Source organism: Virgibacillus byunsanensis (genome assembly GCF_042675965.1).
In the GTDB taxonomy this organism is placed as follows: Bacteria; Bacillota; Bacilli; order Bacillales; family Amphibacillaceae; genus Virgibacillus_R; species Virgibacillus_R byunsanensis.
The window spans coordinates 117,571-141,802 of record NZ_JBHTKJ010000073.1; the positions used below are offsets into that span (position 1 = coordinate 117,571).

The window sequence follows — 24,232 nt, forward strand, 5'->3', positions numbered from 1 at the left end:
TGTCGTATTTTCAAGCCGAATGTTAACACTTCTTACCCTTTCCTTCCATATTATTTACGCGACGGTCGGGGTTGGTATTCCGCTCTTAATCATGATCGCGCAATGGGTAGGAATCAAAAAAAATGATGAACACTACATTTTAATGGCTCGGCGATGGGCACGTGGTTTTGTGGTCACTGTTGCTGTCGGAGTTGTAACTGGTACTGCCATTGGTCTTCAACTCTCTTTATTATGGCCAAACTTTATGGAATTAGCAGGTAATGTTATTGCTCTCCCACTGTTTATGGAAGTTTTTGCTTTCTTTTTTGAAGCAATTTTCCTCGGGATTTACTTATATACATGGGACCGTTTTGAAGATCAACGGAAGCATTTAATGCTTTTAATCCCTGTTGCCATAGGTGCTGCTATGTCAGCGTTTTTCATTACAACTGTTAATGGATTTATGAACGCACCTCAAGGCTTTGACTTCGCTAATGGAGCTTTTACGAATGTAAATCCAATTTATGCCATGTTTAATGCTGCAACACCAACTAAGGTGTCGCACGTAGTTGTAACAGCATTTATGACATCTGCATTTATCCTTGCTTCTATTGCTTCCTTTCGATTAGTGAGGGGGTCTAATCATATTTATTATAAAAAAGCCCTCTATTTAACGATGAAAGTCGGACTTGTTTTCGCAATTGCTGCTGCATTAATCGGTGACTTCTCTGGAAAATATTTAGCAGAATATCAACCGGAAAAATTAGCTGCAGCTGAGTGGCATTTTGAAACAGAAGGTTATGCACCACTTGTTCTTTTCGGGGTATTAGATGAAGATAACGAAGCCCAGTATGCTATTAAGATACCCTACGCACTAAGCATACTTGGTCACGGGAGCCCTTCTGCTGAAATAATCGGATTGAACGATTTTCCAGAAGATGAAACCCCACCATTATTTATTCATTATTTATTCGATTTAATGGTCACCATAGGTATGGGCATGGTTGCTTTAGCACTTGTCTACTGGATTGGTGTCAAACGTGGTTGGGCTTTTGTAAGTACCAAACCTTTCCGCTGGCTACTTGTACTGGGTGGACCACTTTCTATCCTAGCTATTGAAGCAGGCTGGTGGATGGCTGAGTTTGGTCGCCAGCCCTGGATACTAAGAGGAATCATGTTGACATCTGAAGCAGCAACCTCCAGTGAACACGTCGACTTGATGCTTATCTTATTTGCAGGATTATACTTCATTCTAGGAGTGGGTACTGTTGTCATTCTAAGACGTATGTTCCGCAACAACCCAGTGGAAAAAGAACTATCTGAACAAGGTGGTGGAGAAACATGAGTTACGAAATCATAGGAATTGCCGTACTGTGGACATTTCTGTTTGGGTATGTCATTGTCGCATCCATTGACTTTGGAGCAGGATTCTTTAATGCATACAGCTCCTTCACCGGAAAACAACATATATTAACAAAGATTATTCAGCGTTATTTGTCACCAGTATGGGAAGTGACTAATGTATTTCTTGTATTCTTCTTCGTTGGGATCGTTGGTTTCTTTCCAAAAACTGCCTTTTATTATGGAACAACGCTGCTTGTCCCAGTGAGTATCGCGATTATACTGCTAGCAATCCGCGGATCCTATTATGCTTTTGAAACATATGGGTCTAAAGGTCATAAAGGATATGCGTTCATGTACGGTTTATCTGGATTATTCTTGCCCGCTTCTTTATCCATTGTATTAACGATATCTGAAGGTGGCTTTGTTTCGATGGTTGATGGAGAGCCTAGGTTAGATTACTTGCAGTTGTTTACGAGTCCCTTAACCTGGAGTATAGTCGTACTCAGTCTAGCTGCTGTACTGTATATATCCGCAGTTTTTCTTACGTGGTATGCCAATAAAGCAGGTGATACAGATGCTACAAACTTACTGCGAAAATATGCATTAATTTGGTCACTACCAACCATTATTACTGCAGGAGGAATCATTTTTGAATTACGCTCCCACAACCAGGAACACTACGCTCAACTATTAGATCTGTGGTGGATATTCGGCGTATCCTTCCTGTTATTCATGGGTACCGTTTGGCTGATCTGGATACGGAAAAACTATGGATTGGCATTTATAATGCTGATTGGGCAATTTGCATTTGCTTTTTATGGATATGGTATTTCCCACTATCCATATCTACTTTATCCGTTTCTGACGATATATGACAGTTTTACAAATGAAGCGATGGCAATCTCACTGATTGTTGCCTTCATTGCAGGATTTGCCTTACTTATACCTTCGTTGTATCTGTTAATGAGACTATTTTTATTTGATAAAGATTACGTAAAAGGTAAATCGAAAGATAATTATGAAGGAGGGCGCTCGAGAAAATGAATGACTTTTTTATATTTATTGCTCCCCCACTCGTCCTTATTGGCTCGATTGCACTTGCGTTTTGGGCAGCATTAAAGGACGGTGCAGTAGTAGAATCACAAGAAGATTTTTAAATAGGAAAAGGGCCATTCCATAGTCGTTGGAATTGCCCTTTTTTATTTACATAAACACGCTTTTTTCAATCTGTTTCATCTGATAGAAGTACCCTTGTAGATCCATCAATTCTTCAAATGTACCTACTTCGATTATTTCACCCTGTTCCATCACGATAATCTGATCCATGTTCTCCATTCCAGTTAAACGATGACTGATGAGCACCACGGTATCGTCTTTAGCTTTTTCGAATAGATGACGATAGATCGTTTCTTCTGTCAGTGCATCAATCGATGATGTTGGTTCATCAAGCAGCCAGACGGAACTATTTTTCAGCATTGCTCTGGCAATAGCTAATCGTTGCTTTTCCCCGCCCGATAGGTTTTCTCCTTTTTCCAGGACAGGATCATCGAGTGAAAATGGATCGAGCAAAACGTTACTCAGTACTGCTTCCATTTCCAGATCACTTGCCTCCTCTCTGGCCAGGAGTAAATTTTCACGAATCGTACCATAGAAGAAGTGATTCTTTTGCAGGACAACATTTGTATTTTCCCAAATGGTTTCTTGGGATAGTTGATCTGCTGGAATACCATCAAGACAGATTTCACCTTTTTCAAGCTCATGCATTTTCAGAAAAAGCTCGAATAAAGTTGATTTACCAGATCCACTTGGCCCAACAATGGCTGTGTTTGACCCTGCTGGTAATGATAGCGAAGCCTGGTTAATTGTATTTCGGAGCTCATCTGAAAAGGAAAAACTGATATCTTTTGCGTCTATGGAATACGGCTGGTTACTTGGAAGTTGTTTGGCGTTTTCAGGACGAAGGATACCAGGTCTTTCCACAACTGAATAAAGACGTTTAGCTGCAAGACGACTATCTTCCAGGTGACTTGGAAATACGGCCATTGAACCTGCATTTTCAAACACGGTTAGAGAAATCATAACGAGCATAGCTAGAAAAATACCGTCCAACTGTCCCTCTGTAACCAAAAAAGCTCCTACAGCAATGACCAACCAGGAAATAAATAGTGACACAAACGTGTTCACCGAATCACTATAAACCTGGTGAACCCCTTCTCGTTCCTGTTCTGTAATATAATCATCCGAGTATCCCACTAACTGCTCTTTTTTTCCTTCTAACTGCTGGTAAATTTTCAAATCCCGGAAACCATAAAGAAATTCTGTTACCTCTGTTGAAAAATCCCCACGGCTCTTTCGCATTTTCCACTCCACTTTTCTGCGTGCCATGGTAAACAGAAAAGGCACAACAAATGTGGTTAAAATTAAGCCTAAAGCCAAAACCAGTGCTATCTCAATAGCATAAAACATCGTAAATAGGATGGTGCTTAAAAAGACGATGACTAATACAATCGGTGGATAAACCACACGTAAAAAGAAGTTTTGTAATGTCTCCACATCGCCAACAATTCTCGAGAGCAGATCACCGCTTCGATATTTCTGTAGAAGATTTGGTGCGAGTGGTTCTATTTTTTTATAAAATGAAACGCGTAAATTACTAAGCATCGTAAATGTCGCACGATGTGAAAACAAACGTTCCCCATAACGGCTAAATGCACGCGTAAAACCGAGCAGTTTAACGGTGGCTATAACAATAGTAAGTGTATACAGAGGCGGTGCGAGTGCGGCCTTTGAAATCAAATACCCACTTGAGGCAAATAAGCCAACAGCAGCAAGCCCCGTAATAACGCCAAACAAAACGGATAGAAAGACATCTCTTTTTTCCATCATAATCAGTTTGATTACTTGACCTAAATCTTTCATTCCGCTCGCCCTCCTTGCTGTACTGTCACCATGCTGCGATAGGTTTCTATTGAATCCATTAACTTTTCATGTGTACCAGAAGCAACCAGTTGTCCATTCTCCATAAATAAAATCTTATCAGCATTTTTTATCGTGTGCAGACGATGGGCAACTGTAATAATGGTTGATGACTGAGCCAATTCCTTCATGGAGGCTTGAAGAATGTGTTCTGTTTCCAAATCAAGACCTGTTGTTGGCTCATCAAATAAGATGACTGTTGGCTTTTTTAAGAACGCTCTGGCGATAGCAACCCTTTGTTTTTCTCCTCCTGAGAGTCCTCTTCCTGCCTCTCCGATTACAGTATCGTATCCATCCTTAAGAGATGCCACCAGTCGGGATATTCCTGCTTTTTCAGCAGCTTGCTCCACATCATTCTGGGTAGCATTTTCTTTGGATCCTATTGCAATATTATCAGCAATCGTTCCGGAAAAAAGATAAGGATCCTGTGAAATGTAACTTAGCTGATCAAACCAATCTTTTTCCTTGTACTCTAAAAGTGGTTTGCCATTTATGAGGATTTTTCCTTCTAAAAGTGGCAGCAGACCAGCAATCATATGTAATAAGGTCGACTTACCAGCACCACTTCTGCCAACGATAGCTATTTGTTCATAAGGGCGAACCTTAGCATGTATATTTTTTAATGCAAAAGTGTCTTCCCCGTATGCAAACCCAGTACCAGCTAATTGGATTTCAGGTGGAGTATCCTCATCAAGTAACGATGCTTCACCCCAGTTTACAGGCGGAGTTAAATCGGTCAACTCTGCTTCGATTTTTCGGGCTGCTCCCATACTTCCCCTACCAGTATGAAATGCATTACCAAGTTCCTTCAAGGCTGTATAAAACTCCGGAGCGAGCACCAGCATGAAAAATGCCGTGAAAAAGGCAATATCCTGAAATACGATTAGTCTGATCGCAACCTCGAGAGCAATCAAACCCATACTGAGCATCGAAATGAGCTCTAGCATCAACGAATTGGTGAAGGCAATCTTCAATACTTCCATGGTAGCATCCCGAAATCCGAGACTGCTTTTTTTAATGGTATCTTTTTCTTTATCTGCCTTGCCAAATAATTTGAGTGTTAAAAGCCCTTGTAACGTATCTAAAAATTTTGCAGAAAAAGCTGCCAGTTTATCCATCTGCTCTTCTGATTTGTCTTTTGTTTTTTTGCCAATTATGATCATAAAAATAGGAATAAATGGAGCTGTCACAATTATAATGAGTCCCGTGTATAAGTTTTGGGTAAAAGCGACGATAAGAATAATAATCGGTATAATAGACGTCTGAATTACCTGAGGAATATAGGTGCGAAAGTAATCATCTATTCCATCAACAGCATCCAGTATCACACTCACTTTTTGTCCAGATTGTCCTTGAATAGATGCTTGTACAGGATTCCTTGAAAACCTATCCAAAAGTGCTTTTCGTAAATCGCTTTTCACCTTAGAAGACATTTTAACGCCTACTGTTCCACGAGCATAATGAAGAGCTGCTCTTGCGAGGAGAACGGCGATTAACCCATAAAGAAGTGGTAATATAGCTTGAAATGACTGACCTTTAATAAAAATACGGTCGACAATGGAAACAAAATAATATGCCTGTCCAATAATAACTATTCCGCTAAGCATAGCAAAAGAAACGAGAAGATATACTTTCGTTTTCTGTGCCATCGCCATTTCTTTAAGTTGAATCATACTTCTGTTCCCCCTGAAACTATGATGAGTTCTGTTTAGATCTATAATTTACAAACTATTACCGTTTAATCCTCATTAAATAGTGAATACTTTCACATAAGTATACATGATTGTGTTTTTCCAGTAAATAAACAGTACTTGCCTTAACATAACTGTCATACTTGATGTTGCTACCTATCATTATTTCTTTAGAAACCTTGGCTTATCGCCAAGCCTTAGTTGGACTTTTGTAGATAAGAAAGTTTTATACTTTTTTATCTACAAAAATAAATGGCATACTACAAAGGTATGCCATCTATATCGTGTGCAGTTTTCGTTTTATTCCAAAATTTCGCCCTTCGATATCTGCAAAAACTGACCATCGGACACATTTACATTATACTTGCCGTTCAAGATTTCATTATTTACAATCTCATTATCACCGATTGGACCAGACAACACAGCTACATATCCTTGGCCCATACTTTCAATAGTATATTGATTTGGTTCGATATCATATCCGACTTTATACATTCCAGATCCCTTATAATCTTCAACATTATTTATTTTTTCGTATATTTCTTTGGCACCACTTACCTCTAAGTCATCGAAAGCTTCTACACTTATTAGGGCACCGCGTGTTTCCAAATTATCCGCATCATGCACATACACATAGCCAAAACTATCAAAGTTCTCATTGTCTATAATGTTTCCAGCGCTGTCTGTTTCACCATAATATTTTCCGCTACCGTCAAATGAAATAAAAGCATATTCACCTTCTGGAATATCTCCTTTAACATATGACCCGGTATCAAACGCTAATCCTTCATCCATTAACGTCAATACTTGATTAAACATTTTTTCCTGTGGTGTTTCCTCTACAACTTCTTCCTGGTCTTCCCCAGCTTCGTTCTCTGGCTCTTCTTCACTTTCCTCTGGTTCTGTCTGCTCTTGAGATACGTCTTCTTCAGTTACATCTTCAGTAGATCCTTCTGTATCTGTTTCCGCAGCAGTCTTATTTCCTGCTTCTGCTTCTTCCTCCGCATCTCCTGTACTTATTGCAATAATGACTATAACTGCAACTACCCAAACCCAAACCTTTTTATACCATGGCTTCTTCATTTCGAATGGCCTCCTTGTTATTTTTTAACTTCTACATTTCTAATGATAACAAGGAGGGTATACAAAATTATGTATATATATCTGGACCATTTCTATATTGTATAGGATTTTGTGCTTCACTAAATGCTTTACGATGTAATTTGCTATGAAGATTGAAATACATTTTCTTACTTCAATTTCTGGTTTAATAATAGAAACGGTTCCCGTTATGGAGTTCCAGGTTTTTTTATTATAGTCATTACACCTGTGAAATTTGTATTAGATTCCCACACGTGTCATCAAATATAGCAAATGTTACCGGACCGACCTCGGTTGGTTCTGTGGTGAATTTCACACCTGCATTTTTCAATCTTTCGTATTCCTTTTGGATGTCATCAACTGCAAATGAAGTGGTTGGAATACCTTCTTCATAAATAGTATTTTGGTACGTTTTTGCAGCTGGGTTTTCATTAGGTTCAAGTAGCAACTCAACACCTTCTGGATCCTCTGGCGAGACAACCGTTAGCCACTTAAAGTCTCCTGCAGGTATGTCTGTTTTTTTAATAAAGCCGAGAACTTCTGTATAAAATTGATGCGCTCTTTCTTGATCATCTACAAATACACTTGTTACTTTAATTTTCATGTTAAGCCTCCATTCATAATCCACCAGCACCACCACCGCCCATTGGACGACGGCCTTTTTCTTTTGCAATTTGTCTTTCTACTTCTTTCTCCTGTTCTGTCTTTTCACGATAAGATTGATGTGGATTCCTTTTCGTTTTTCGCCTATCGAGGAAAATCAGAAAAACAATGAGTACAACTACAAATATGATCCAAAATAAATCCGAAATCAATAAATCACCCCTAGCATTTCCATCATTATTCTAATTGAAAACTTTCAACGACCTTAAAGGCATCATCTTCCTCAACTAAAGGAGTATGCAGTTTTATGAGAATATACGGGCTTGAATATGAATCACCCACATCCATATAAAAGTAAAAAGTCTGTATAATATTATCTGTTTTAACGTGTTGGCGAATGAAAGTGGTTGGGTATGTAACATCAGTTAACTCTTTACTCTCAAATATCGCTTCCTTATTTTCCTTATTTTCATATTCAGTTGAACTTACTATACTTACTTCACCAACAATAGCTTCATTTTCATTTGTAATATTCCATAATGTTGAGCTTTCCTGCTCAAGAGTAAGTCCGAGCTCTTTTAATTCTGGTATGGAAATGACCACTGGATCAGGTTGGACATTAGTTGCACCTTGATTCGATTCGCTTATATAATAACTGCTTAATACGATAAACAATAGTAAAGCAGTCAGTGCAGACAGATAATATTTATACGCAAAAACCTTCTTTGGTTGTGAGGAGTTCATTTTTGCATTCAACCGAGAGAGTGTTAACTGTTGTTCGTTTTCAGATAGACGTATGGTATTGTCCATCGACCTTAAATCACGATCAAACTCTTCGTCAAACTTTTCCATGCTGATACCCCTCCTTTACCAGTTCCTTCTTTAAAGCTTTTATTCCTCTAAATAAAGTAGTTTTAACCTTACTTTCATTCCATCCAAGAATGGTTGCAGTCTCTTGAATGGAGAAGGATTTGATTTTTCGTAATATGATAACATCACGGTAGGAACGTTTCATTTTTCCAATTGCGTCATATAGCTCCCTTTGAGTTTCATTTAAGAAAGCTATTTGTTCTGGAGTAGTTTCCTTTGAATGCATAATTGGCATCGTATCCAATATATAACTAATTGGCTTTCTCTTTCTGATATAATCAATTGTTATATTTCTAGCAATCCGAAATAACCATCCCCTGGCGTTATTCCCTTGAAATGAATCACCATTGTTATACGCTCGAAGGAATGTATCCTGCATTAAGTCTCTTGCTTGGTCATGATCACCAATCATAAAAAATATATATTGATAAATATCGTTATTATATAAATGATACCAATCATTTACTTGTCTCTTGATAAATTCATGATCCAAAAGTTTCCTCTCCCCACCAAAGTCTTCTTAACTATTACAACGGATGAATCTTCTAAAAGTTGCACCTTATTTTACCAGTTTATATTTTTTTACTTTCAGATTCGTGTTGCTAAATATACATAGGGCTGTGGTCACACCAAACATGATCAGGGTTCCCACAATAACGACGGTTTGAATCGAAAATAGTTGGGCTGTTATTCCCATGAGAGATGTCACCATCACAATTAATATTGCTTCCATAAACCCATATACACTTCCAATTCTGCCCATTACTTCAACAGGAATATTGTTTTGATAAAAAGTATTGAAACCTGTATTTGCAAAAGCAAGTGCGAACGAAAGAATAAAAAACCCTATTGCTGCTACAAAAAAGCTACCTGAAAAGGCGTATATAATATAACCGAGTGAAACAGATAATGATCCTGCACCAATGAGCAGGTTAAGAGATATTTTTTTCACAAAAGCTGTGTTTATCACTGCTCCAACAACAATGCCGGCTCCGGCAATACTGACGAGGAATCCATAACTTCCATCAGAAAGGTGCAATACTTCCTTTGCAAATGCTGCTTCCAATGAATCTATCGCTGTTGCCATAACCATCATACCGCTAAATAGGAAATAACTAATCATGACATAGATATGTTGGCTACTAAAACGGGAAACAACACGCCAGTCTTCTCGGAGAATAGCAAGAGACATTTTCTCCTGTTTGATGCCAGTTTCAACGTTTGGCATGAAGAAAGTTATATTCCCTGATAAAAATAAAGCAATTGCATTGATGTAAATCGCAACAACAGGATTACCAATAATAAATAGTACCCCCGCTATCGCTGGTCCAATTAAGAAAGCACCAGAATCAATCAAGCTTCGTAATGCGTTAAATCGTATCCGATCGGCAATTGGTATTAATTTTGTTATGTATGACATTGATGTAGGTTCAAATATAGCACTTGCCATATTAATGAAAAATACCAGAGCATAAATCGCCCAAACAGAAGCTAGAGATGGAAGGATAGCAATCATAATGGCTCGAAAAATATCCAGATAAATCATTAGATTACGTTTATTTAAACGATCTATAAAACTACCAGACCATACATTTGTACATATTGTTGCAAGTGGCTTCAGTATATAAAGTGCAGCAACAGCGAGTGGTGAACCTGTCATATCTAGCACAATTAAATTTAATGCAATTAAATAAACCCAATCCCCAACATTTGAGACACCAATACCAAGTAATAAAATGGATGGATATTTCCATGATTCCAACCTCTTTTTTATAGCCAAAAAAACCCGCCTCCAAGACCTAAAGTCTTGGGGACGAGTTTTGCCGTGTCGTGGTGCCACCCCAGTTTATTAATATATCACTATATTAAACTTATCAGGTACGTTGTATACCCTAGCTCTATAACAGGAGCTCCTGCCACACCACCCCCTAATAGGTTCCAATGTAATACTCAGAGACTTGCTTCGATACACTCATACATACTCCTTTTCAGCTCCCGGAGTTCTCTTGGAAGAGTGAACCGTATCTACTCTTCTCTTCATTGTTTTTTACCGGTAATTTAATTAAACAATAGATTACCATAATTGTTTTAGTTATGAAAGACCTTTGTTGTAATCTCTCGCTTTTATCTGCGTCGTTAATAAAACACCACTGATTACCGTCCATGCACCAATTACTTTCATCCCTGTCATTTCTTCACCTAACCAAATAGAAGCCCCGATCATCGTAACTACTGGAAGGAAATTTATAAATACAGCAGCTTGAGATGCACCTAATTTTTCAACACTATGATTATAAAAAATTAATGCAATGAATGACGGAAAGATTCCTAGATAAGCTAATCCCATGAGATTACTTGGTACAAATGAAGGAACACCTGTAACAAACCACTCTGCTACCACAATTGGAAACAACACGATAACGGAAACACCCGTCATGACAAGTAGTGCTGCATATGGTGGGAATAAATGAAGGTATTGTTTTACCAGGATCGAATAAATTGCCCAGCACACAATAGCACCAACCATGATCCCGTCCCCAACATTCCAGTCCATTGTTGCGAGATTACTTATATTACCATTTAATACGACCCATAAAGCTCCAAATAACGATAGAAAAATACCAACCAGTTGAAGTGGTTGCAGTTTCTCTTTTATGAGGAAAGCACCTAAGGCGACTGTAGCCACTGGAATAACTGTTTCGATAACCGCTACATTGGTTGAAGTGGTAAATTGTAGCGCTCCATAAATAATCGTGTTAAAAAACGTCACACCTGTTAACGTCATCACCAAAAATGGCTTCTTGTATTCCAAAAATTTGAGACGATATTGCCAGGCCTTTCTATAACCGATCGGCAATAATACAATAAAAGCTACCACCAAACGCAAAAATGCAATCGTAAACGGTGGCAACTCGTTAATAGCCTTTCCTATCAAAATATTACCTGCATAAAAAATAACCACAAAAATCATTAATATATAAGGATAAACCATAAAGACCCCCATGCTTCATCTGAATCTTCCGTGTGTATAACATACTATTATCACTTTGGATTAAAAAACAGTATTTTTCATATATCCTGCTCACAAGTACACTTATATTTAAGAGGAGTGATTATAATGCCAGTTGATTTTCACGACAATTGTAACAAACAATCATATACCAGACGAGTTGTGGATAAGAGCTGGATCGATACTATCGAAAAACTGTTTGATTATAAACGTCCAAATCAAGCCGTAGATATCGGCTGTGGTGGTGGAATTTACACAAAAGCCTTAGCTGACATAGGAATTCCAGAAATAACAGGAGTAGATTTTTCAGAAGCAATGATTGCGGGAGCAAAGCAAAATTGTCATGACTATGACCAATTACATTTCAAAACCGGCAATGCATCTAACATATCCTCTAATATGATGCAGTGAACCTTCCAGTCTCTAGCTCTGACGAAATTGTGCTGGTGAACCCGTTCAACAGCCCAAATTGTTATGAACTTCGGCTTCTAAACTGTGAACTTTGGCTTGTTCACCTATAACTTTGGCCACTTCATATAAAACTTTGGCTTTTTGCTTGTAAACTTTGGCTTCTAACTCCTTCTAATGCCATATGTGTATACGACCTGTAAATTTCATTCCGAGGGAACATGCAGTGCCAGCCATATACCATCCAGATCAAAGTAGGCAGTATTTTTACCTTTAACTAGTAGTTTAGCATCAAAAACATCTGTAATAGATTTATCTATATCTGAAACAGGAAATAATAAATGATTAATTTTCATCACTTTCTCCCCTTATTACTAGATTACTTTTAGGTGGCATTATTTTATAAAAAATAGTTGCCTCATTTTTCTTTTTGGAATCGATTGTAGTTATGCAGTTGCATTAAATATGCCTTAGCAGCCCATGCACCACTAAGGCATATAACTTATTTACTTATGAACATTTGTGTCCAGTATACCGAATAACTTCCACCCTCGGCATAACCAACACCAATATGCGTCATATTAGCATCTAAAATATTTTTTCTATGTCCCGAGCTATTCATCCAGGAACGGACAACATCTTCAGGAGTTTGTTGTCCAGCTGCGATATTTTCAGCTGCCCTTTGATAAGATATATTGAAGTCTTTCATCATTTTAAATGGGGAGCCATAAGTTGGTGATGTATGTGAGAAATAACTTTTATCACGCATATCTGCCGATTTATATCGCGCCACTCTGGACAGTTGCCAATCATTTGAAAGCGGTGATAATCCATTTTCAGATCGATATCGGTTCGTTATTTGAATTACCTGCTGTTCAACTGATTTAACTTCCTGTTTTAACGGAACATATACTTTGTTACCAGGGTAAATCAAATCGGGATTATTAAATTGAGGATTGGCGTTAATAATTTCGGAAAGTCCTATTTTATATTTCCTCGATATCTCCCATAACGTGTCACCCCATTGAACAGTATAAGTATCCGTCGACTGTGCACTCGTGTTAATTGGTTGTAAAAAACTTAATGACATTAACAACGTCATCATAAAAACGACCATTTTTCTCACTATTTCATTCACTCCTTTCGTCGAATTTAGCTTAACCGAAAGAAGTGTAAGTTATGTTAGTTAATTTGGAAATAATAAGGTATTACATTCATTCCTTAATCTATGTTCGTTTTCTCGTTCAACAAAATCGCCTTAATTTCATCGTTTCCAATAGCTCCTAAATGGAACGTATTTGATTCGACCCGGTAGACAACTCTCATGGAAATTCCGTTTTTTAATAGGATTTCCAAAAACATTTGTTCACCTTCAAAAGAACCATTATCGTATAATTTATCTCTATCCTCTAATTCCAAAGACATCCATGCATCTAAAAATGTTGTTTGGGAGGACATCGAAAACGTATGTAATTCACTTCCATCTATTGTGCTCACGATACTTATTTTTTTAACCATGTCCGCTATCGGATATAACTCTTCAACTGTATCAGCGCGTTTGTTTTCTTCCACTAAATAGACCTTGTCATTAGCTAACACCATGAAAGATGCAGGATATCCCTCCACTTCATGAACAGTAGTTCCTTTAGGTAAATAAGCTGCATGGCCATTTTTCATGACGTGATCGCTACATGCATTGTCAGACATGGTAAACGTCACTTCACCAATTGAATCTCCTTTATCGAGTGGAATATATTCGTTTGTACGACTCTGGTAATATTTAACACCGTCAATCATCAACAAATCCACCCATTCAATTGCTTCACCAGGACAGAGAAAGGAAGGTTTGTTACAAGCTGTTAATGCTATGGTTATGACCAACAGTATAAGTAGTATTTTTAAAAAATTCATGTTATCTCTCCTAAAAAAAAAAATAATGCTAAGGGAAAAAACAGCCATTGATCATCAACAAACAGTACCATTATAAAACCAACTAATAATCCTGTTGCCCAAAGTAAAGTCTGGTGATAAGTAAAACCAGAACTACTTTTAACTTGATCAATACATCACAAGCATTGCTATTTCATCAGTTGTCAATCCAATATTAGGTTGTCGGGGGCTTGTATTGTTGCAGCAACACTAATTCCAATAAATAGAGTTCTTACATCAATTCATTGCAACCGTTATTCCGCGTTTGGGTGAGGTTACTCCGCGATTAACATGTTTATTCCGCGATATCACGTGTTTATTCCGCGGTTTTGAAGGGTTATTCCGTGTTTATAAGCATTTATTCCGCGTTTTGAAATTTTCAAGGGATTAATCATCGTTTTTCAATTCAAACGTTTCCTTCTCTCCACCCCATTCGACGGTGGCTTCAATCACAGAATCTTCATATACAATCGAACTACCTGAATCATTGATCGTAAATATTTTCTCTGAAGGGGGTTCATCAAATGTGGTTCCTATCTCAGTTGCATTAGACGGCGTTTCGTATCCATATCTTATTTTTTCTAATGCAGATAATTCACTGAGATCACCTTTATATGTTAGGACAAAGCGACTATTATGTTCAGCATTATATTTATTTGTCCCATCTTCCTCATAAAAAGTCTCTTTACCTTCAAATTCGAATTCTGCTGTCCAGTTCTCGCTTTCTCCTACATACGTATAGTTGTGTTCCGTTACATCTTTGTCGTCCTCTTTATTTTCAGCGTTCATCACAAAACTCGAAACTACTATTAACAAAACTAGACCGGCAACACCAAGTAATATCTTTTTACGATTCATCGATCTGCCCCCTTTCTAGTAGTTAGACAAAACCTGTTCCTTCAAAGTTTCTGCACGATAATCTACAATTTTCATTCCTTCGTATACAAATTGATGATCATATACATTAGAATCATTCAGCATAATGGGTAGAAAGTATTTTATATTACCAACGACTCCAAGGTTTTCTTCGTCCAAAATCCATGATTCCTTTTTCCAGTCAAGGATCCCTTCATCTGTCTTAATTGGTGCTTTGGAATCGTATGTTTCAGGAAGTTCAACCATATATGTATGCATACCCCCCAGATATATTTTACCGTCATGCCATGTTACCTGACCTTTGTAATCCACCTTGGATACTTGGATTCCAGTCTCCTCTTTTATTTCTCGTAAAATACAATCATGCGGAGTTTCATTCTTCTCGATTTTTCCTCCAACGCCGTTCCACATCCCCATCCATGAGGACTTTTCTCTATTTAACATTAAAATTTCATCACCTTTTTTTATGAAACAAATTGTGTATGCCAGCATTTTTTTCTCCCTTATTTCTTCTTTTTCTTACTTGTGTCAAATAGTCCTAGCGCAAGTGCTATTGCAACTGCAATAGCTGTCCACGAACCAGTTTCCATTTTTTTCTTACCAAAATTATGCTTGTATGCCATATTCTTTATGTGAATTCATAGTACTCGACGCCCGACTTTTGATTTCAGTGTTAAACTCACCGATGAACGATTCAACTCTTTCTTTTAAAACCACGTACTTGGAATGTGTTCTAAAATTTCTTCCTGTTTATACAGACTTCCCCCTTTGATAATCGTTTCAATATCTTTTGTATGCTTAATATCGTCTAAAAGAGTATCTTTCAAAACTTCTTTTCTTATCTTATATACCGTTCGTGTTCATTAAAACGATTATCCAGCCATCAGGGTCTTCGATTGTAATTCCTTTTTCTTTCCAATAATTATTTTCAGGTAACACTTCAGGGTAGCCCATTTTATGTATTCGTTCTGCAACGTTAGTAATCTCATTCATTTCAGGTATATAAAAAACGAACAAATTATCTTCTGTTGGTGCTGGGCACGGACTTCCCTCGGCATGTTTTGTGAATTCCAGATGATAAGAAGCATTAGGCAACCCCAAGATAACACCAGTGTAACCATCATGATTAGCAAAATCTGTTATACGTTTCAGACCAAGACCTTTTTCATAAAAATCGATTACCTCATCAAATTTATCAGTTGGACGTGCTATTCTAATTTGTGCTGTCGAAAAATCATTGAATTGCATTGTCTCACTCCTTGTGTGATCCACTTGTCTTATTAATTTCACCTAATTCAATCCGGTTACCGTCTGGATCAAGAAATACGGCTATCTTACCCCAATCAAATTCAAGGTATCTATTGCTAAAAATAACACCACGATCCTCTAAATCTTGTATCGATTCCTCAAGTGAGTCGACGTCAAACCTTAGCACTACCGGATTTTGTTGTCTATTTTTTTCATTAGCTGAACCAAATCCACCTTTTTCAACCATTAAGTACCCACTTGAAATGTTAAAGGTTACTAAACTATCCTTTACGTTTCTCACTTCTAATTTAAGTATATCTCGGTAAAACGTTACACATTGGTCATACCGCTCAACGAATAAAATAGTGCCAAATTCTTTAACGTTCACTATATATCCCTGCTTTCCTCCTCTAAACTGAATTGCTTTTTTAAATCATCCCATCCATAGGCTGTTTCGTTTACCTTTACTCCAGCCATCTCCACTTCAACCGTATCTATTTTCCTACCACCGATCGATTCATAGAAGTACCTCGCATCATTATCTTCCAACACCCAAATCAGCATCGTGTTTATCCCTACCTGCTTAAGTTGTTCAACGACTGGTTTTACAAGCTCTTTGCCAATGCCATTTCCTTGATATTCTTCTACAATATAAATGGCATATAACTCTCCCAAATAGCCCTCATGTTTCCCTTCTCTTTCTAATCCACCAACAGAAAAGCCAACAATTTCACCTTGATTATTCTCGGCAACATATACATCTTGCTGTGGTATACTTTTTTCTAAAAACGATGTCCGTTCCTCGTATGATAGATTATTTAAATATTCCTGTGGAAAAATATCTTTGTATGTAGTACGCCAGCTATCAACATGTACTTTGGCGATATGTGGAGCATCAGTTAGTGCAGCTTTTCTGATTTTCAATGTGTTTGTCCTCCTTTACGGCCATTTCGGTAAAAATCCCGTATTCCTTGGTTTTCCTAATTAGTCACCATTTACCTCTTAATTTTTATCCAAATCATCCTTTGGGTAAAATTTCTCTTCATTCTTCTGGATCCCATATTTCTCACGCATCATTTTTGCTACCTCAGAATTATCAATTCCGTTTCTTACTGCTGCTTGAATTACCAAATATAGAATAAATAATCCTAATGCATACAACAAAAGTGACATGATTACCCCTCCAAACGCGAATGAGCTCATTATGATTCCTCCTTAAGAAGTTAGTACAAACTTCCACCTGGTTTTTTATTTTTAAATAATGGTTTTGAACTTGATTCCTGTACCATTTCGATTTCGATGCCTCTATCAATTCTACGAGCACTAGCAATTGTACATAAACCGGCTATTCCCAGTGAAGTGACGAGCATAACCACTATTCCACAAATCACTATCAGAATGGGATAGCTCGCTTTCCAGGTTAATAGCGTGAATACAATACTAGCGATTACTCCTATAAATCCACCTGCATGGCTACTTATTTCAGCTGTAAAGGAAATCGCTTCCTCTGGTACGATTAATAGAACATATGGAATAAACGCGAGAAATAGATAGACATATGACAATACTAATAAAATGATGGATGTACCGAATTTCAGCCTGTTCTGAGGATTGGATGGGTTATACTTCGCGCCAATCGTTCCAAGCCACAGCCCTATTCCACTTATCCCAGCTGTTATGATTGCTTTCATTAAAATTCCAGTTACAAATTGGATTGCTGTCCAACCGAGGAAAATTCCGATTCCGATTTCAACTGCCGTTAATAGTACAAATGGAATTAACCAACTAATCCATAGTTTCCCCAACGCAATATGTATTCCAGACAACGGTAAAATTCGTAATATCCATAAAGACGATGCTTCTCTTGAAATGGATGATGCTGCCATCTGCCCATTAAAAATAGCAAAGATAAACAAAAATACTCCTTGTGCAATCGGCCAAGAAACTTGATTTGGCCCCTGCAAATCACTTAAATTAGCACCACTCGTTAACAATCCCATAATACCGAAAACGAAAAAGAATATAAGGGGCAGAAACACTAACCATTCCCGCATATCTCGTTTAATCGCATACCATTCTTTTTTTCCAATAGAGACGACTGGATGATGTAACTTATGCTCTGTTATCTTCGTTTTGGATTTTTTCTTCTTTTTCCCTCCACCCTCACTAAGGCGAATCCAGCCCGTCCGAAATCCTTTTTCCACTAAAGAAGCCGTAAAGACTACGATTATTATAGCTAACAAAAGGATCATCACAAGTGGCAGAAACAAGTCTAATGAACCTGTTGCAGCACTAATAATCGCATCACTTGCCCAACTAACTGGCACCCATTCCGGGAACAATGGAAGTCCAGATAGAAGCACTTCATTGAGTGGTCGTTCGTTTGTCATATTCGGAATCATAAACATTAAATAAACAAAAATACCCGACAAAACGCTCATTGCAGTCATAAATTCATTCGCTTTACTTGCCGGGACAATCTGAATTAAAACTAAATTAAATAAATACGCAACGGAAAGCCCGATGATGATTATAGACAGTAGAGCAAGAATTACTACGGGATAATATACTAAATTCGCTCCAATTAGGATTCCATAGATAAATAAAGGAACGACAAAAAAGAGGAAACTCAATAACGGAATCCCGATAAAACTCTGCAGATATTTCACCCAAAAAATATGTCTTGTAGGTATTGGTAAGGTAAATAGGAACCCCAAATCGGTTGCAGCGTATAAATGTTTAAATACTTGCGGAAGTCCCAGTAAAATAATGAAACCAATAATCATCAAAAATCCATATGATAGCATTCCGGCTAATACAGGTGGAGTGATTGATTCTCCTACCGACCATACAGCTTTGGATAAAAAATATAATAGTACTGAGATTACAGCAAATGTAAAAATATAACGTATGTAATTCTTCTTACTTTGGGAACCGACTGTGTTTATGAGAATTTTCCGCTGATTTCTTAAAAGTACTTTTATCATTTTGCGTCACCTTGATCTGCTTTGGAAATCTCATTAATCAAAGCTTCCTGATCCTCGCCACCAGTTAATTCCAGGAAAATATCCTCCAGGCTCTGATCTGTACTCTTTAGTTCATTCATGGTACCTAACGCGATAATGTCTCCATCCAAAATAATCCCAACACGATCACACATCTGTTCCGCGATTTCAAGAATATGTGTGGATACAAACGCAGTCATCCCATTATCACAAAGCTCACGGAGCAAATTCTTAAGACTCCTCGCGCTTTTCGGATCCAAGCCCACAGTAGGTTCATCTAGGAACAGCACTTCCGGCTCATGAACGAGTGCACCACAGATCGCAATCTTTTGCTTCATTCCGTGTGAATAACTTTCAATTAGATCATCAGCCTGATCTGTTAAGTTGAAAGTACTTAGCAGCTCAGTAGCTTTTGCTTGGAACTTTTCTTCTGGCACATGAAAAACAGAAGCAATAAACTCCAAATAATCCCATCCCGTTAACTTGGGATATAAATTGGGTTGATCTGGAACATAAGCGATATTCTTTTTTGCCTGTATTGGTTGTTTCCAAATATCGATTCCATTGACCTCTGCTGTTCCACTAGTAGGTTCTAGTAACCCAGTTAACATCTTTATAGTCGTTGTTTTACCCGCACCATTTGGACCAAGAAAACCAAACAGTTCACCTTTATTTACTTCTAAATTTAAATTATGTACCGCTTTTTGTTTTCGATATGACTTAGCTAAATCAGTTAGCTTGATTGAAGGCGAACTCACGTTTATTCCCCCTGATATTTCTCTATTTATACTATTATAACAAAATATTCTTACTATATGGGGTAGATTTGGTATATTCTAGCAGACGGTGTGTTATAATCCCAATTTAGCGAGTTGTTAATATGTAGGGATCTAGTTGAGCTCAAAAGAAATTGTGCATAAATTACTAAGAACAGGCCCTGATCCATGATTTGGGAGTTGTAATTGTGAACTTTGGCTTTTGAACCATAAACTTTGGCCACTTCCTGCTGATCTTTGGCCAGTTTGGCATAATCTTTAGCTTTTCGTTAGAATCTTTGGCTTTTGATCAATTTTGAAACTCTAGTATATACTTTCGCCCGCTGGTTGAACCAATTTGAGTAAATTGTTCTTTTTGTAATAATTTTTTTGTTATATAAATCGAATCCAACATTAAGAATTCCCTTGCTTCTCGATTATTGATCGTATTACCAATTAATATGCAATAATCTTTTAACGCAGCAATGTGGGCATCTTTGGATTCGGTTCCGCACTGTTCACATTTCCACTTCCCATATATTCTAGACATCGGCATTGCATTGCATGATGGACAGATAACCCCTGGCTTTATATCATCTTTGGAGACTTCGTATAATTTCATCACATCAACATCTTCTGGTGTATGTGCTGCAATCAATTCATACGATAGTTTGCGAAGTTGTTCATCACTTAGGATTTTAGATTGGTGTATAGCATTAAACTGGTTTATTTTTGTTAAGAGGTTTTCTTTGTGGATCACGGTGTTGGTGATGGCTGGGTCGTTGGTTATGTTTTTTATAATTGTTCCAGGATCGCTGTATACAACCAACTTTTCAAGGGGAATTGGTGGGAGATCAAATTGCCGAAGCCATCTCAATAATCGAAGATGCTGCATTCGGACTTGTTCCACATGGTTTTTGAAGCCTTCTTCTTTATCGTTTGCTGTTCGAATTGTTTGGCCCATACCATCGTAGGTTATCGTTCCAAAAAAATTTTTAACTTCTGTGATTAAATTTAATTGTGCTGAGAGAATTAGGGTATCGATCTGGAAAAATCCAAACACATCTTTTAAACGGAGATTGTGAAGTATATGATACTTATCTTCTTCCAAAAAACCGAGAATAAAATGGAGTGATTCTTCGCCTTGGAACCCTTTTCGTAAGGTCTTGGCCTTTTTGTGGACTTTTCTTTTGGATTTGTGGTTCTCGTCTAGTCGTCTATCGAGCGCTTCGGTGTGTAGCATTTGATCGGGGGTTTCGCGTGGTTTGACTTCCATGGTTCACTACCTTTCTTATTTAATTTATATATATATTCGCTATAGTAAAAAAATTTCCTGCAAAATCACGGGAAATTTTAATAATAAGTGATCTTTAATTGTGAACTTTGGCTTTTGAAGCGTAAACTTTGGCCACTTCCTGCTAATCTTTGGCCAGTGTGATTATTACTTTGGCCTTCCAACTATAAACTTTGGCTTTATGCCTAAAAATCCATCCAATCCGGTCTAATTACTCTACAACATTTCGTTGCAAAGATGGAGGACAGGCATAATTATATTCCTTAATCTTTTTATTTACCTCTTTAATCAACTTCCGCTTCTCTTTTCCTTCTAACTTGTCGAGGTCGTCCTTCAACTTATCAATTTTATTTCCTAATTCTATCCATCTTGGCAAAACGTGATTATCCTTCATTGTTTTATATAATTGCTTCTCAGCGGGGTTAAGGTAATCCTGGCGCAGTTTGAGAGGCTTTCCTTTTCCAGGAAGGTTATCAAATTGTCCTTCTCTTTCCGCTTTCTTAATAATTTCGGTCATGTGATCTGTGTACTGTAGTTTATCTTCAAATTCTTCTTTTTTGTCCGCCATGGGACGCACCACCCATCACTATAGTATTCTATTCTCAGAGTAAAACTCCTGCAACAGTGACTCCACTTACGATTCTCTCCTCTTAATATTGGAATTCGGCTTCGACTCTTGCTTCGATAATAATCTGGCCTGGTTCAATTGGTGTCGCTATACTTTGTTCCGTAGCAGCAAACGTTTTATAGGTTATTGGCTCCTCACTTACTTTTTCAAAAATTTTAACCGGGACAGGATTCAGATTTAGCTGCATCGACTCAGCAATGGTTTGTGCTTTGGCCTGTGCATTTTCAAGAGCAGCACGTAACGCTTGTTGGTAATACATGTCACGATTTCGAACCGTGAACTGAATATTCGATACACGGTTTACACCGTTTTCAACTGCGACATCGATCATGTTCCCCGCCTGATTAATGTCTGTGATCTCTACATTAATTGTATTGTTAACCTCATACCCTCTGAAAACCTGAGTGCCATCCGGATAATCATATCTAGGATTAATAGTGTAACCAACCGTTTGAATATTTTCCCGATTAATTCCTAACTGTAGCAAAGCTTGGATGACCTGATTCATAATAGTAGCGTTTTCTTGTTGAGCTTGGCTAAGGGTATCATTTTCAGTTATAACTTCCAACTGAATATTAACGATATGGGGTTTAATTGAAACACTCCCATTCCCGGTAACCTTCATAATCCCGGATTGCTGTCGATTATGTTGTTGTACATAGGGATAATACACAACCATTCCACCTTTCATGGAGCTCATTACACCTTAGTAAATAATATGCCTATTATAACGAAATGATCCTATTGATTTGTAACGTATCTTTTACAAAGTCGTCTAGATAATAAAGGGGAATATCCACCATGAAGCATTTTTTATTGTTATTAGTTCGGTTACGGAACAGGTAACGGCGGTGTTCGTACAGATGAACCTAATGAAGGGATTGTTGAAATAAGCTATATTGCTCAAATGAAGGAAAGTAGCGTATTGGTTGTCGACCAGTTACTAGATCAATCGTTTGAACAAATTGATATGGATACCATTCTTAGTCGTGTAAGCGTAGCAACATTAACGAACTTGATCAAGAATTTGTACAGACAGTCATTACAGGTTGGTGAAAAAGGTGATGTGATTATGGAATCTTTTCTACAGCGAAACAGTTGGAACGGGTTATTGATGAGGAATAAGAATAAGCAAAAAGGCAGCCCCTCAGCTGCCTTTTTTTACATATCGTGACCAGGATTATGTTTTTGTCGTGAATGATTTCGATTTTTTACCTTATGTGACCCATCTAACGGTTCACCATGTGGTTGCTCTGGACTTTTAGGTAACTTGGGGTTCTCTTGTTGTTTAGGTCCTTTTGGTTTTCCACCCATAATCACACCACCCTTTCGTTGATACACGTTAGCTTGTCCGTTTTTAAAAAACATATTGGATTTTTGTTACATAAATTTTAAGTAAATCATATTTCTTGCCTACATGATCCCTACCTTCCCTAAATACACTAGTTAACGTATCAACGGAGGCTCTTAATGAGTAAGTACCAATTTTGGTCAATTGTAGGAGTAATTCTCGTTATTACAATCCCTTTAATTTTAAGTATTTTCTTTACTAGCGACACAACGGACCCATCAGAAGCATATTAGCGATGCTACCGACTACGACAACGGGGTTGAAACATGCAGAACAAGTAATTGCTTATGGAGGAGATTAAGTGATTCCAGATGGTGTTGCCCTGTTTGGTGACATTGAACCAAGTTTTCCAGTGGATTCAGCTTTTATAAGGGCTGGTATGATACCTTGTCTGATTCGGTTTATGAACCAACACTGTCTGGATATAAAGCAGGATAAATTCCTACTTTTTTCTATTACTGAAAGTCATCAATCCCAATAATCAGGGTCAGACATGCGTAATTCCTCCACTATATCGTCTAAGTCTGCAGGTGTGATTAAAAAAATCGGATAATTTTCAGTTTGCTTGGCTTGTTCATATAAAAACCGGTTGCTTCCAGGATTTTCATCGTCTAATAAAATAAGACATGCCTCACTCTTGTCGACAAGCCACATATTTTTTGCTTTAAATTGAAAGGCTCCTTTATAGTCACCTTGGTAAATAGGTTTGTAAAAATCTGCATCCATCGTTAGTTTTTGATACTTTTCCTGAAGCTGTTCAGGCCAGCGACTTTCCTGGTTTTCAAATGGCGGCATAATGGCAAATTTGATATCATACGTCTTTTGTAAATCGATAATCACTTCTGCAGTCCACAATTCAACACCCATTTGCCCAGAAATCAAGACCCATTCTAAACCGTCTTCAATAAAACCTATTAGTTTCTTTTGAATCGCAGCTTTAATAAACGTTATCTTATGGTCGTCCTCTTTAAAAATACCTAATTCCATTGGTTTATATCCTGTTATTGTCAGTACTTTCATAATTATATGTTACCTTTCTATTGTTAGAAAAATTGGCTTATCGTTAAAGGGATTCTTAGTAAGCGTACTTTGCTTTCTTAGAATCCCTTATGCTCTGGAGTGCAAGTTTTAATGGCAGAAGCCTTAGTTGCACTTATGCAGATA

30 protein-coding genes, 1 pseudogene and 1 other annotated feature are annotated in these 24,232 nt (G+C 37.6%); of the genes and pseudogenes, 6 read left to right on the forward strand and 25 right to left on the reverse strand.

Annotated elements, in window-relative coordinates; translation table 11 throughout:
• Positions 1–19 precede the first annotated feature (19 nt).
• From ACFQ3N_RS19255 to cydS, 3 genes are read left to right on the forward strand one after another with little or no spacing between them, the layout of a single operon-like run.
• Complete coding sequence (locus tag ACFQ3N_RS19255) at positions 20–1,324, forward strand: cytochrome ubiquinol oxidase subunit I (protein WP_390364781.1); 1,305 nt, start codon at positions 20–22, stop codon at positions 1,322–1,324.
• Positions 1,321–2,367, forward strand: a complete 1,047-nt coding sequence (locus ACFQ3N_RS19260) for a cytochrome d ubiquinol oxidase subunit II (RefSeq protein ID WP_390364671.1) — start codon at positions 1,321–1,323, stop codon at positions 2,365–2,367. The genes ACFQ3N_RS19255 and ACFQ3N_RS19260 overlap by 4 nt, the downstream gene beginning before the upstream one ends.
• Positions 2,364–2,480 (forward strand): cytochrome bd oxidase small subunit CydS, encoded by a 117-nt coding sequence (cydS, locus tag ACFQ3N_RS19265; RefSeq protein ID WP_390364673.1) that lies wholly within the window; start codon positions 2,364–2,366, stop codon positions 2,478–2,480. Before ACFQ3N_RS19260 ends, cydS begins: the two co-directional genes overlap by 4 nt.
• 46 nt (positions 2,481–2,526) lie before the next feature.
• On the opposite strand, the gene cydC is transcribed toward cydS, so the two are convergent.
• The 9 genes from cydC to ACFQ3N_RS19310 form a co-directional block, all read right to left on the reverse strand.
• Complete coding sequence (gene cydC / locus ACFQ3N_RS19270; RefSeq protein ID WP_390364675.1) at positions 2,527–4,242, reverse strand: thiol reductant ABC exporter subunit CydC; 1,716 nt, start codon at positions 4,240–4,242, stop codon at positions 2,527–2,529.
• Positions 4,239–5,972 carry a thiol reductant ABC exporter subunit CydD gene (cydD, locus tag ACFQ3N_RS19275; protein ID WP_390364677.1) on the reverse strand — a complete coding sequence of 578 codons (1,734 nt, stop codon included), beginning with the start codon at positions 5,970–5,972 and terminating at the stop codon, positions 4,239–4,241. The genes cydC and cydD overlap by 4 nt, the downstream gene beginning before the upstream one ends.
• A 318-nt stretch (positions 5,973–6,290) precedes the next feature.
• The gene (locus ACFQ3N_RS19280; RefSeq protein ID WP_390364679.1) at positions 6,291–7,073 is read right to left on the reverse strand and encodes a hypothetical protein; all 783 of its coding nucleotides are present in this window, start codon (positions 7,071–7,073) and stop codon (positions 6,291–6,293) included.
• A gap of 238 nt (positions 7,074–7,311) precedes the next feature.
• Positions 7,312–7,695, reverse strand: coding sequence for a VOC family protein (locus ACFQ3N_RS19285; protein ID WP_390364681.1), 384 nt, complete (start codon positions 7,693–7,695; stop codon positions 7,312–7,314).
• A 13-nt stretch (positions 7,696–7,708) separates the two neighbouring features.
• Positions 7,709–7,906, reverse strand: a complete 198-nt coding sequence (locus ACFQ3N_RS19290) for a hypothetical protein (RefSeq protein WP_390364684.1) — start codon at positions 7,904–7,906, stop codon at positions 7,709–7,711.
• Positions 7,907–7,931: 25 nt separating this feature from the next.
• On the reverse strand, positions 7,932–8,546 hold the full coding sequence (locus tag ACFQ3N_RS19295) for a hypothetical protein (RefSeq protein WP_390364686.1): 615 nt from the start codon (positions 8,544–8,546) through the stop codon (positions 7,932–7,934).
• Positions 8,533–9,057 (reverse strand): RNA polymerase sigma factor, encoded by a 525-nt coding sequence (locus ACFQ3N_RS19300; RefSeq protein ID WP_390364688.1) that lies wholly within the window; start codon positions 9,055–9,057, stop codon positions 8,533–8,535. The genes ACFQ3N_RS19295 and ACFQ3N_RS19300 overlap by 14 nt, the downstream gene beginning before the upstream one ends.
• Positions 9,058–9,123: 66 nt before the next feature.
• On the reverse strand, positions 9,124–10,338 hold the full coding sequence (locus ACFQ3N_RS19305; protein ID WP_390364783.1) for an MFS transporter: 1,215 nt from the start codon (positions 10,336–10,338) through the stop codon (positions 9,124–9,126).
• 32 nt (positions 10,339–10,370) lie between these two features.
• Positions 10,371–10,614: a binding site (T-box leader), on the reverse strand.
• 42 nt (positions 10,615–10,656) lie between these two features.
• Positions 10,657–11,556, reverse strand: a complete 900-nt coding sequence (locus tag ACFQ3N_RS19310; protein WP_390364690.1) for a DMT family transporter — start codon at positions 11,554–11,556, stop codon at positions 10,657–10,659.
• A gap of 126 nt (positions 11,557–11,682) precedes the next feature.
• Here ACFQ3N_RS19310 and ACFQ3N_RS19315 point away from each other — a divergent pair, with 126 nt between their 5' ends.
• Positions 11,683–11,985 carry a class I SAM-dependent methyltransferase gene (locus tag ACFQ3N_RS19315; RefSeq protein ID WP_390364692.1) on the forward strand — a complete coding sequence of 101 codons (303 nt, stop codon included), beginning with the start codon at positions 11,683–11,685 and terminating at the stop codon, positions 11,983–11,985.
• A gap of 175 nt (positions 11,986–12,160) precedes the next feature.
• Here the strand turns inward: ACFQ3N_RS19315 and ACFQ3N_RS19320 are convergent.
• From ACFQ3N_RS19320 to ACFQ3N_RS19385, 14 genes and pseudogenes are all read right to left on the reverse strand, one after another.
• A pseudogene (locus tag ACFQ3N_RS19320) lies at positions 12,161–12,338 on the reverse strand (metallothiol transferase FosB); the annotation flags it as partial.
• A gap of 146 nt (positions 12,339–12,484) precedes the next feature.
• A complete protein-coding gene (gene safA, locus ACFQ3N_RS19325) occupies positions 12,485–13,084 on the reverse strand; it encodes a SafA/ExsA family spore coat assembly protein (RefSeq protein ID WP_390364785.1) in 600 nt (199 codons plus the stop codon).
• 119 nt (positions 13,085–13,203) lie between these two features.
• Positions 13,204–13,893, reverse strand: coding sequence for a hypothetical protein (locus ACFQ3N_RS19330; protein WP_390364694.1), 690 nt, complete (start codon positions 13,891–13,893; stop codon positions 13,204–13,206).
• Between the two features lie 405 nt (positions 13,894–14,298).
• The gene (locus ACFQ3N_RS19335) at positions 14,299–14,769 is read right to left on the reverse strand and encodes a hypothetical protein (RefSeq protein WP_390364696.1); all 471 of its coding nucleotides are present in this window, start codon (positions 14,767–14,769) and stop codon (positions 14,299–14,301) included.
• A gap of 15 nt (positions 14,770–14,784) precedes the next feature.
• Positions 14,785–15,279: an NUDIX hydrolase gene (locus tag ACFQ3N_RS19340; RefSeq protein ID WP_390364698.1), complete on the reverse strand. Its 495-nt coding sequence runs from the start codon at positions 15,277–15,279 to the stop codon at positions 14,785–14,787.
• A gap of 351 nt (positions 15,280–15,630) precedes the next feature.
• Positions 15,631–16,035, reverse strand: coding sequence for a VOC family protein (locus ACFQ3N_RS19345; protein ID WP_390364700.1), 405 nt, complete (start codon positions 16,033–16,035; stop codon positions 15,631–15,633).
• A gap of 4 nt (positions 16,036–16,039) precedes the next feature.
• A complete protein-coding gene (locus ACFQ3N_RS19350) occupies positions 16,040–16,423 on the reverse strand; it encodes a VOC family protein (protein ID WP_390364702.1) in 384 nt (127 codons plus the stop codon).
• Positions 16,423–16,959 (reverse strand): GNAT family N-acetyltransferase, encoded by a 537-nt coding sequence (locus ACFQ3N_RS19355; protein ID WP_390364704.1) that lies wholly within the window; start codon positions 16,957–16,959, stop codon positions 16,423–16,425. The genes ACFQ3N_RS19350 and ACFQ3N_RS19355 overlap by 1 nt, the downstream gene beginning before the upstream one ends.
• Before the next feature lie 78 nt (positions 16,960–17,037).
• On the reverse strand, positions 17,038–17,238 hold the full coding sequence (locus ACFQ3N_RS19360) for a hypothetical protein (protein WP_390364706.1): 201 nt from the start codon (positions 17,236–17,238) through the stop codon (positions 17,038–17,040).
• 20 nt (positions 17,239–17,258) lie between these two features.
• Positions 17,259–19,022 (reverse strand): putative ABC transporter permease subunit, encoded by a 1,764-nt coding sequence (locus ACFQ3N_RS19365; RefSeq protein ID WP_390364708.1) that lies wholly within the window; start codon positions 19,020–19,022, stop codon positions 17,259–17,261.
• Positions 19,019–19,798 carry an ABC transporter ATP-binding protein gene (locus ACFQ3N_RS19370; RefSeq protein WP_390364710.1) on the reverse strand — a complete coding sequence of 260 codons (780 nt, stop codon included), beginning with the start codon at positions 19,796–19,798 and terminating at the stop codon, positions 19,019–19,021. Before ACFQ3N_RS19370 ends, ACFQ3N_RS19365 begins: the two co-directional genes overlap by 4 nt.
• A 307-nt stretch (positions 19,799–20,105) precedes the next feature.
• Positions 20,106–21,071 (reverse strand): nuclease-related domain-containing protein, encoded by a 966-nt coding sequence (locus ACFQ3N_RS19375; protein ID WP_390364712.1) that lies wholly within the window; start codon positions 21,069–21,071, stop codon positions 20,106–20,108.
• Positions 21,072–21,300: 229 nt separating this feature from the next.
• Positions 21,301–21,657, reverse strand: coding sequence for a DnaJ family domain-containing protein (locus tag ACFQ3N_RS19380; protein ID WP_390364714.1), 357 nt, complete (start codon positions 21,655–21,657; stop codon positions 21,301–21,303).
• An 82-nt stretch (positions 21,658–21,739) separates the two neighbouring features.
• Entirely contained in the window at positions 21,740–22,408 is a 669-nt protein-coding gene (locus ACFQ3N_RS19385; RefSeq protein ID WP_390364716.1) for an SIMPL domain-containing protein, read from the reverse strand.
• Positions 22,409–22,624: 216 nt separating this feature from the next.
• On the opposite strand from ACFQ3N_RS19385, the gene ACFQ3N_RS19390 reads away from it, so the two are divergent.
• Complete coding sequence (locus tag ACFQ3N_RS19390; protein WP_390364718.1) at positions 22,625–22,891, forward strand: hypothetical protein; 267 nt, start codon at positions 22,625–22,627, stop codon at positions 22,889–22,891.
• Here ACFQ3N_RS19390 and ACFQ3N_RS19395 read toward each other — a convergent pair.
• Positions 22,879–23,031: a small acid-soluble spore protein P gene (locus ACFQ3N_RS19395; RefSeq protein WP_390364720.1), complete on the reverse strand. Its 153-nt coding sequence runs from the start codon at positions 23,029–23,031 to the stop codon at positions 22,879–22,881. The genes ACFQ3N_RS19390 and ACFQ3N_RS19395 overlap by 13 nt on opposite strands.
• Before the next feature lie 338 nt (positions 23,032–23,369).
• Here ACFQ3N_RS19395 and ACFQ3N_RS19400 point away from each other — a divergent pair, with 338 nt between their 5' ends.
• Positions 23,370–23,549 (forward strand): hypothetical protein, encoded by a 180-nt coding sequence (locus tag ACFQ3N_RS19400; protein ID WP_390364722.1) that lies wholly within the window; start codon positions 23,370–23,372, stop codon positions 23,547–23,549.
• Here the strand turns inward: ACFQ3N_RS19400 and ACFQ3N_RS19405 are convergent.
• Positions 23,537–24,088 carry an SLOG family protein gene (locus ACFQ3N_RS19405; RefSeq protein ID WP_390364723.1) on the reverse strand — a complete coding sequence of 184 codons (552 nt, stop codon included), beginning with the start codon at positions 24,086–24,088 and terminating at the stop codon, positions 23,537–23,539. The two genes, ACFQ3N_RS19400 and ACFQ3N_RS19405, sit on opposite strands and share 13 nt — an antisense overlap.
• Positions 24,089–24,232: the final 144 nt, after the last annotated feature.

What these genes read in the sequence shown, in the direction of transcription:
- ACFQ3N_RS19255 (WP_390364781.1), top strand. Translation starts at nt 20, where the DNA reads ATGTTAACACTTCTTACCCTTTCCTTCCATATTATTTACGCGACGGTC.
- ACFQ3N_RS19260 (WP_390364671.1), top strand. Translation starts at nt 1,321, where the DNA reads ATGAGTTACGAAATCATAGGAATTGCCGTACTGTGGACATTTCTGTTT.
- cydS (WP_390364673.1), top strand. Translation starts at nt 2,364, where the DNA reads ATGAATGACTTTTTTATATTTATTGCTCCCCCACTCGTCCTTATTGGC.
- cydC (WP_390364675.1), bottom strand. Translation starts at nt 4,242, where the DNA reads ATGAAAGATTTAGGTCAAGTAATCAAACTGATTATGATGGAAAAAAGA.
- cydD (WP_390364677.1), bottom strand. Translation starts at nt 5,972, where the DNA reads ATGATTCAACTTAAAGAAATGGCGATGGCACAGAAAACGAAAGTATAT.
- ACFQ3N_RS19280 (WP_390364679.1), bottom strand. Translation starts at nt 7,073, where the DNA reads ATGAAGAAGCCATGGTATAAAAAGGTTTGGGTTTGGGTAGTTGCAGTT.
- ACFQ3N_RS19285 (WP_390364681.1), bottom strand. Translation starts at nt 7,695, where the DNA reads ATGAAAATTAAAGTAACAAGTGTATTTGTAGATGATCAAGAAAGAGCG.
- ACFQ3N_RS19295 (WP_390364686.1), bottom strand. Translation starts at nt 8,546, where the DNA reads ATGGAAAAGTTTGACGAAGAGTTTGATCGTGATTTAAGGTCGATGGAC.
- ACFQ3N_RS19310 (WP_390364690.1), bottom strand. Translation starts at nt 11,556, where the DNA reads ATGGTTTATCCTTATATATTAATGATTTTTGTGGTTATTTTTTATGCA.
- ACFQ3N_RS19315 (WP_390364692.1), top strand. Translation starts at nt 11,683, where the DNA reads ATGCCAGTTGATTTTCACGACAATTGTAACAAACAATCATATACCAGA.
- safA (WP_390364785.1), bottom strand. Translation starts at nt 13,084, where the DNA reads ATGACGTTGTTAATGTCATTAAGTTTTTTACAACCAATTAACACGAGT.
- ACFQ3N_RS19330 (WP_390364694.1), bottom strand. Translation starts at nt 13,893, where the DNA reads ATGAATTTTTTAAAAATACTACTTATACTGTTGGTCATAACCATAGCA.
- ACFQ3N_RS19335 (WP_390364696.1), bottom strand. Translation starts at nt 14,769, where the DNA reads ATGAATCGTAAAAAGATATTACTTGGTGTTGCCGGTCTAGTTTTGTTA.
- ACFQ3N_RS19340 (WP_390364698.1), bottom strand. Translation starts at nt 15,279, where the DNA reads ATGCTGGCATACACAATTTGTTTCATAAAAAAAGGTGATGAAATTTTA.
- ACFQ3N_RS19345 (WP_390364700.1), bottom strand. Translation starts at nt 16,035, where the DNA reads ATGCAATTCAATGATTTTTCGACAGCACAAATTAGAATAGCACGTCCA.
- ACFQ3N_RS19360 (WP_390364706.1), bottom strand. Translation starts at nt 17,238, where the DNA reads ATGAGCTCATTCGCGTTTGGAGGGGTAATCATGTCACTTTTGTTGTAT.
- ACFQ3N_RS19365 (WP_390364708.1), bottom strand. Translation starts at nt 19,022, where the DNA reads ATGATAAAAGTACTTTTAAGAAATCAGCGGAAAATTCTCATAAACACA.
- ACFQ3N_RS19375 (WP_390364712.1), bottom strand. Translation starts at nt 21,071, where the DNA reads ATGGAAGTCAAACCACGCGAAACCCCCGATCAAATGCTACACACCGAA.
- ACFQ3N_RS19380 (WP_390364714.1), bottom strand. Translation starts at nt 21,657, where the DNA reads ATGGCGGACAAAAAAGAAGAATTTGAAGATAAACTACAGTACACAGAT.
- ACFQ3N_RS19385 (WP_390364716.1), bottom strand. Translation starts at nt 22,408, where the DNA reads ATGAAAGGTGGAATGGTTGTGTATTATCCCTATGTACAACAACATAAT.
- ACFQ3N_RS19390 (WP_390364718.1), top strand. Translation starts at nt 22,625, where the DNA reads ATGAAGGAAAGTAGCGTATTGGTTGTCGACCAGTTACTAGATCAATCG.
- ACFQ3N_RS19395 (WP_390364720.1), bottom strand. Translation starts at nt 23,031, where the DNA reads ATGGGTGGAAAACCAAAAGGACCTAAACAACAAGAGAACCCCAAGTTA.
- ACFQ3N_RS19405 (WP_390364723.1), bottom strand. Translation starts at nt 24,088, where the DNA reads ATGAAAGTACTGACAATAACAGGATATAAACCAATGGAATTAGGTATT.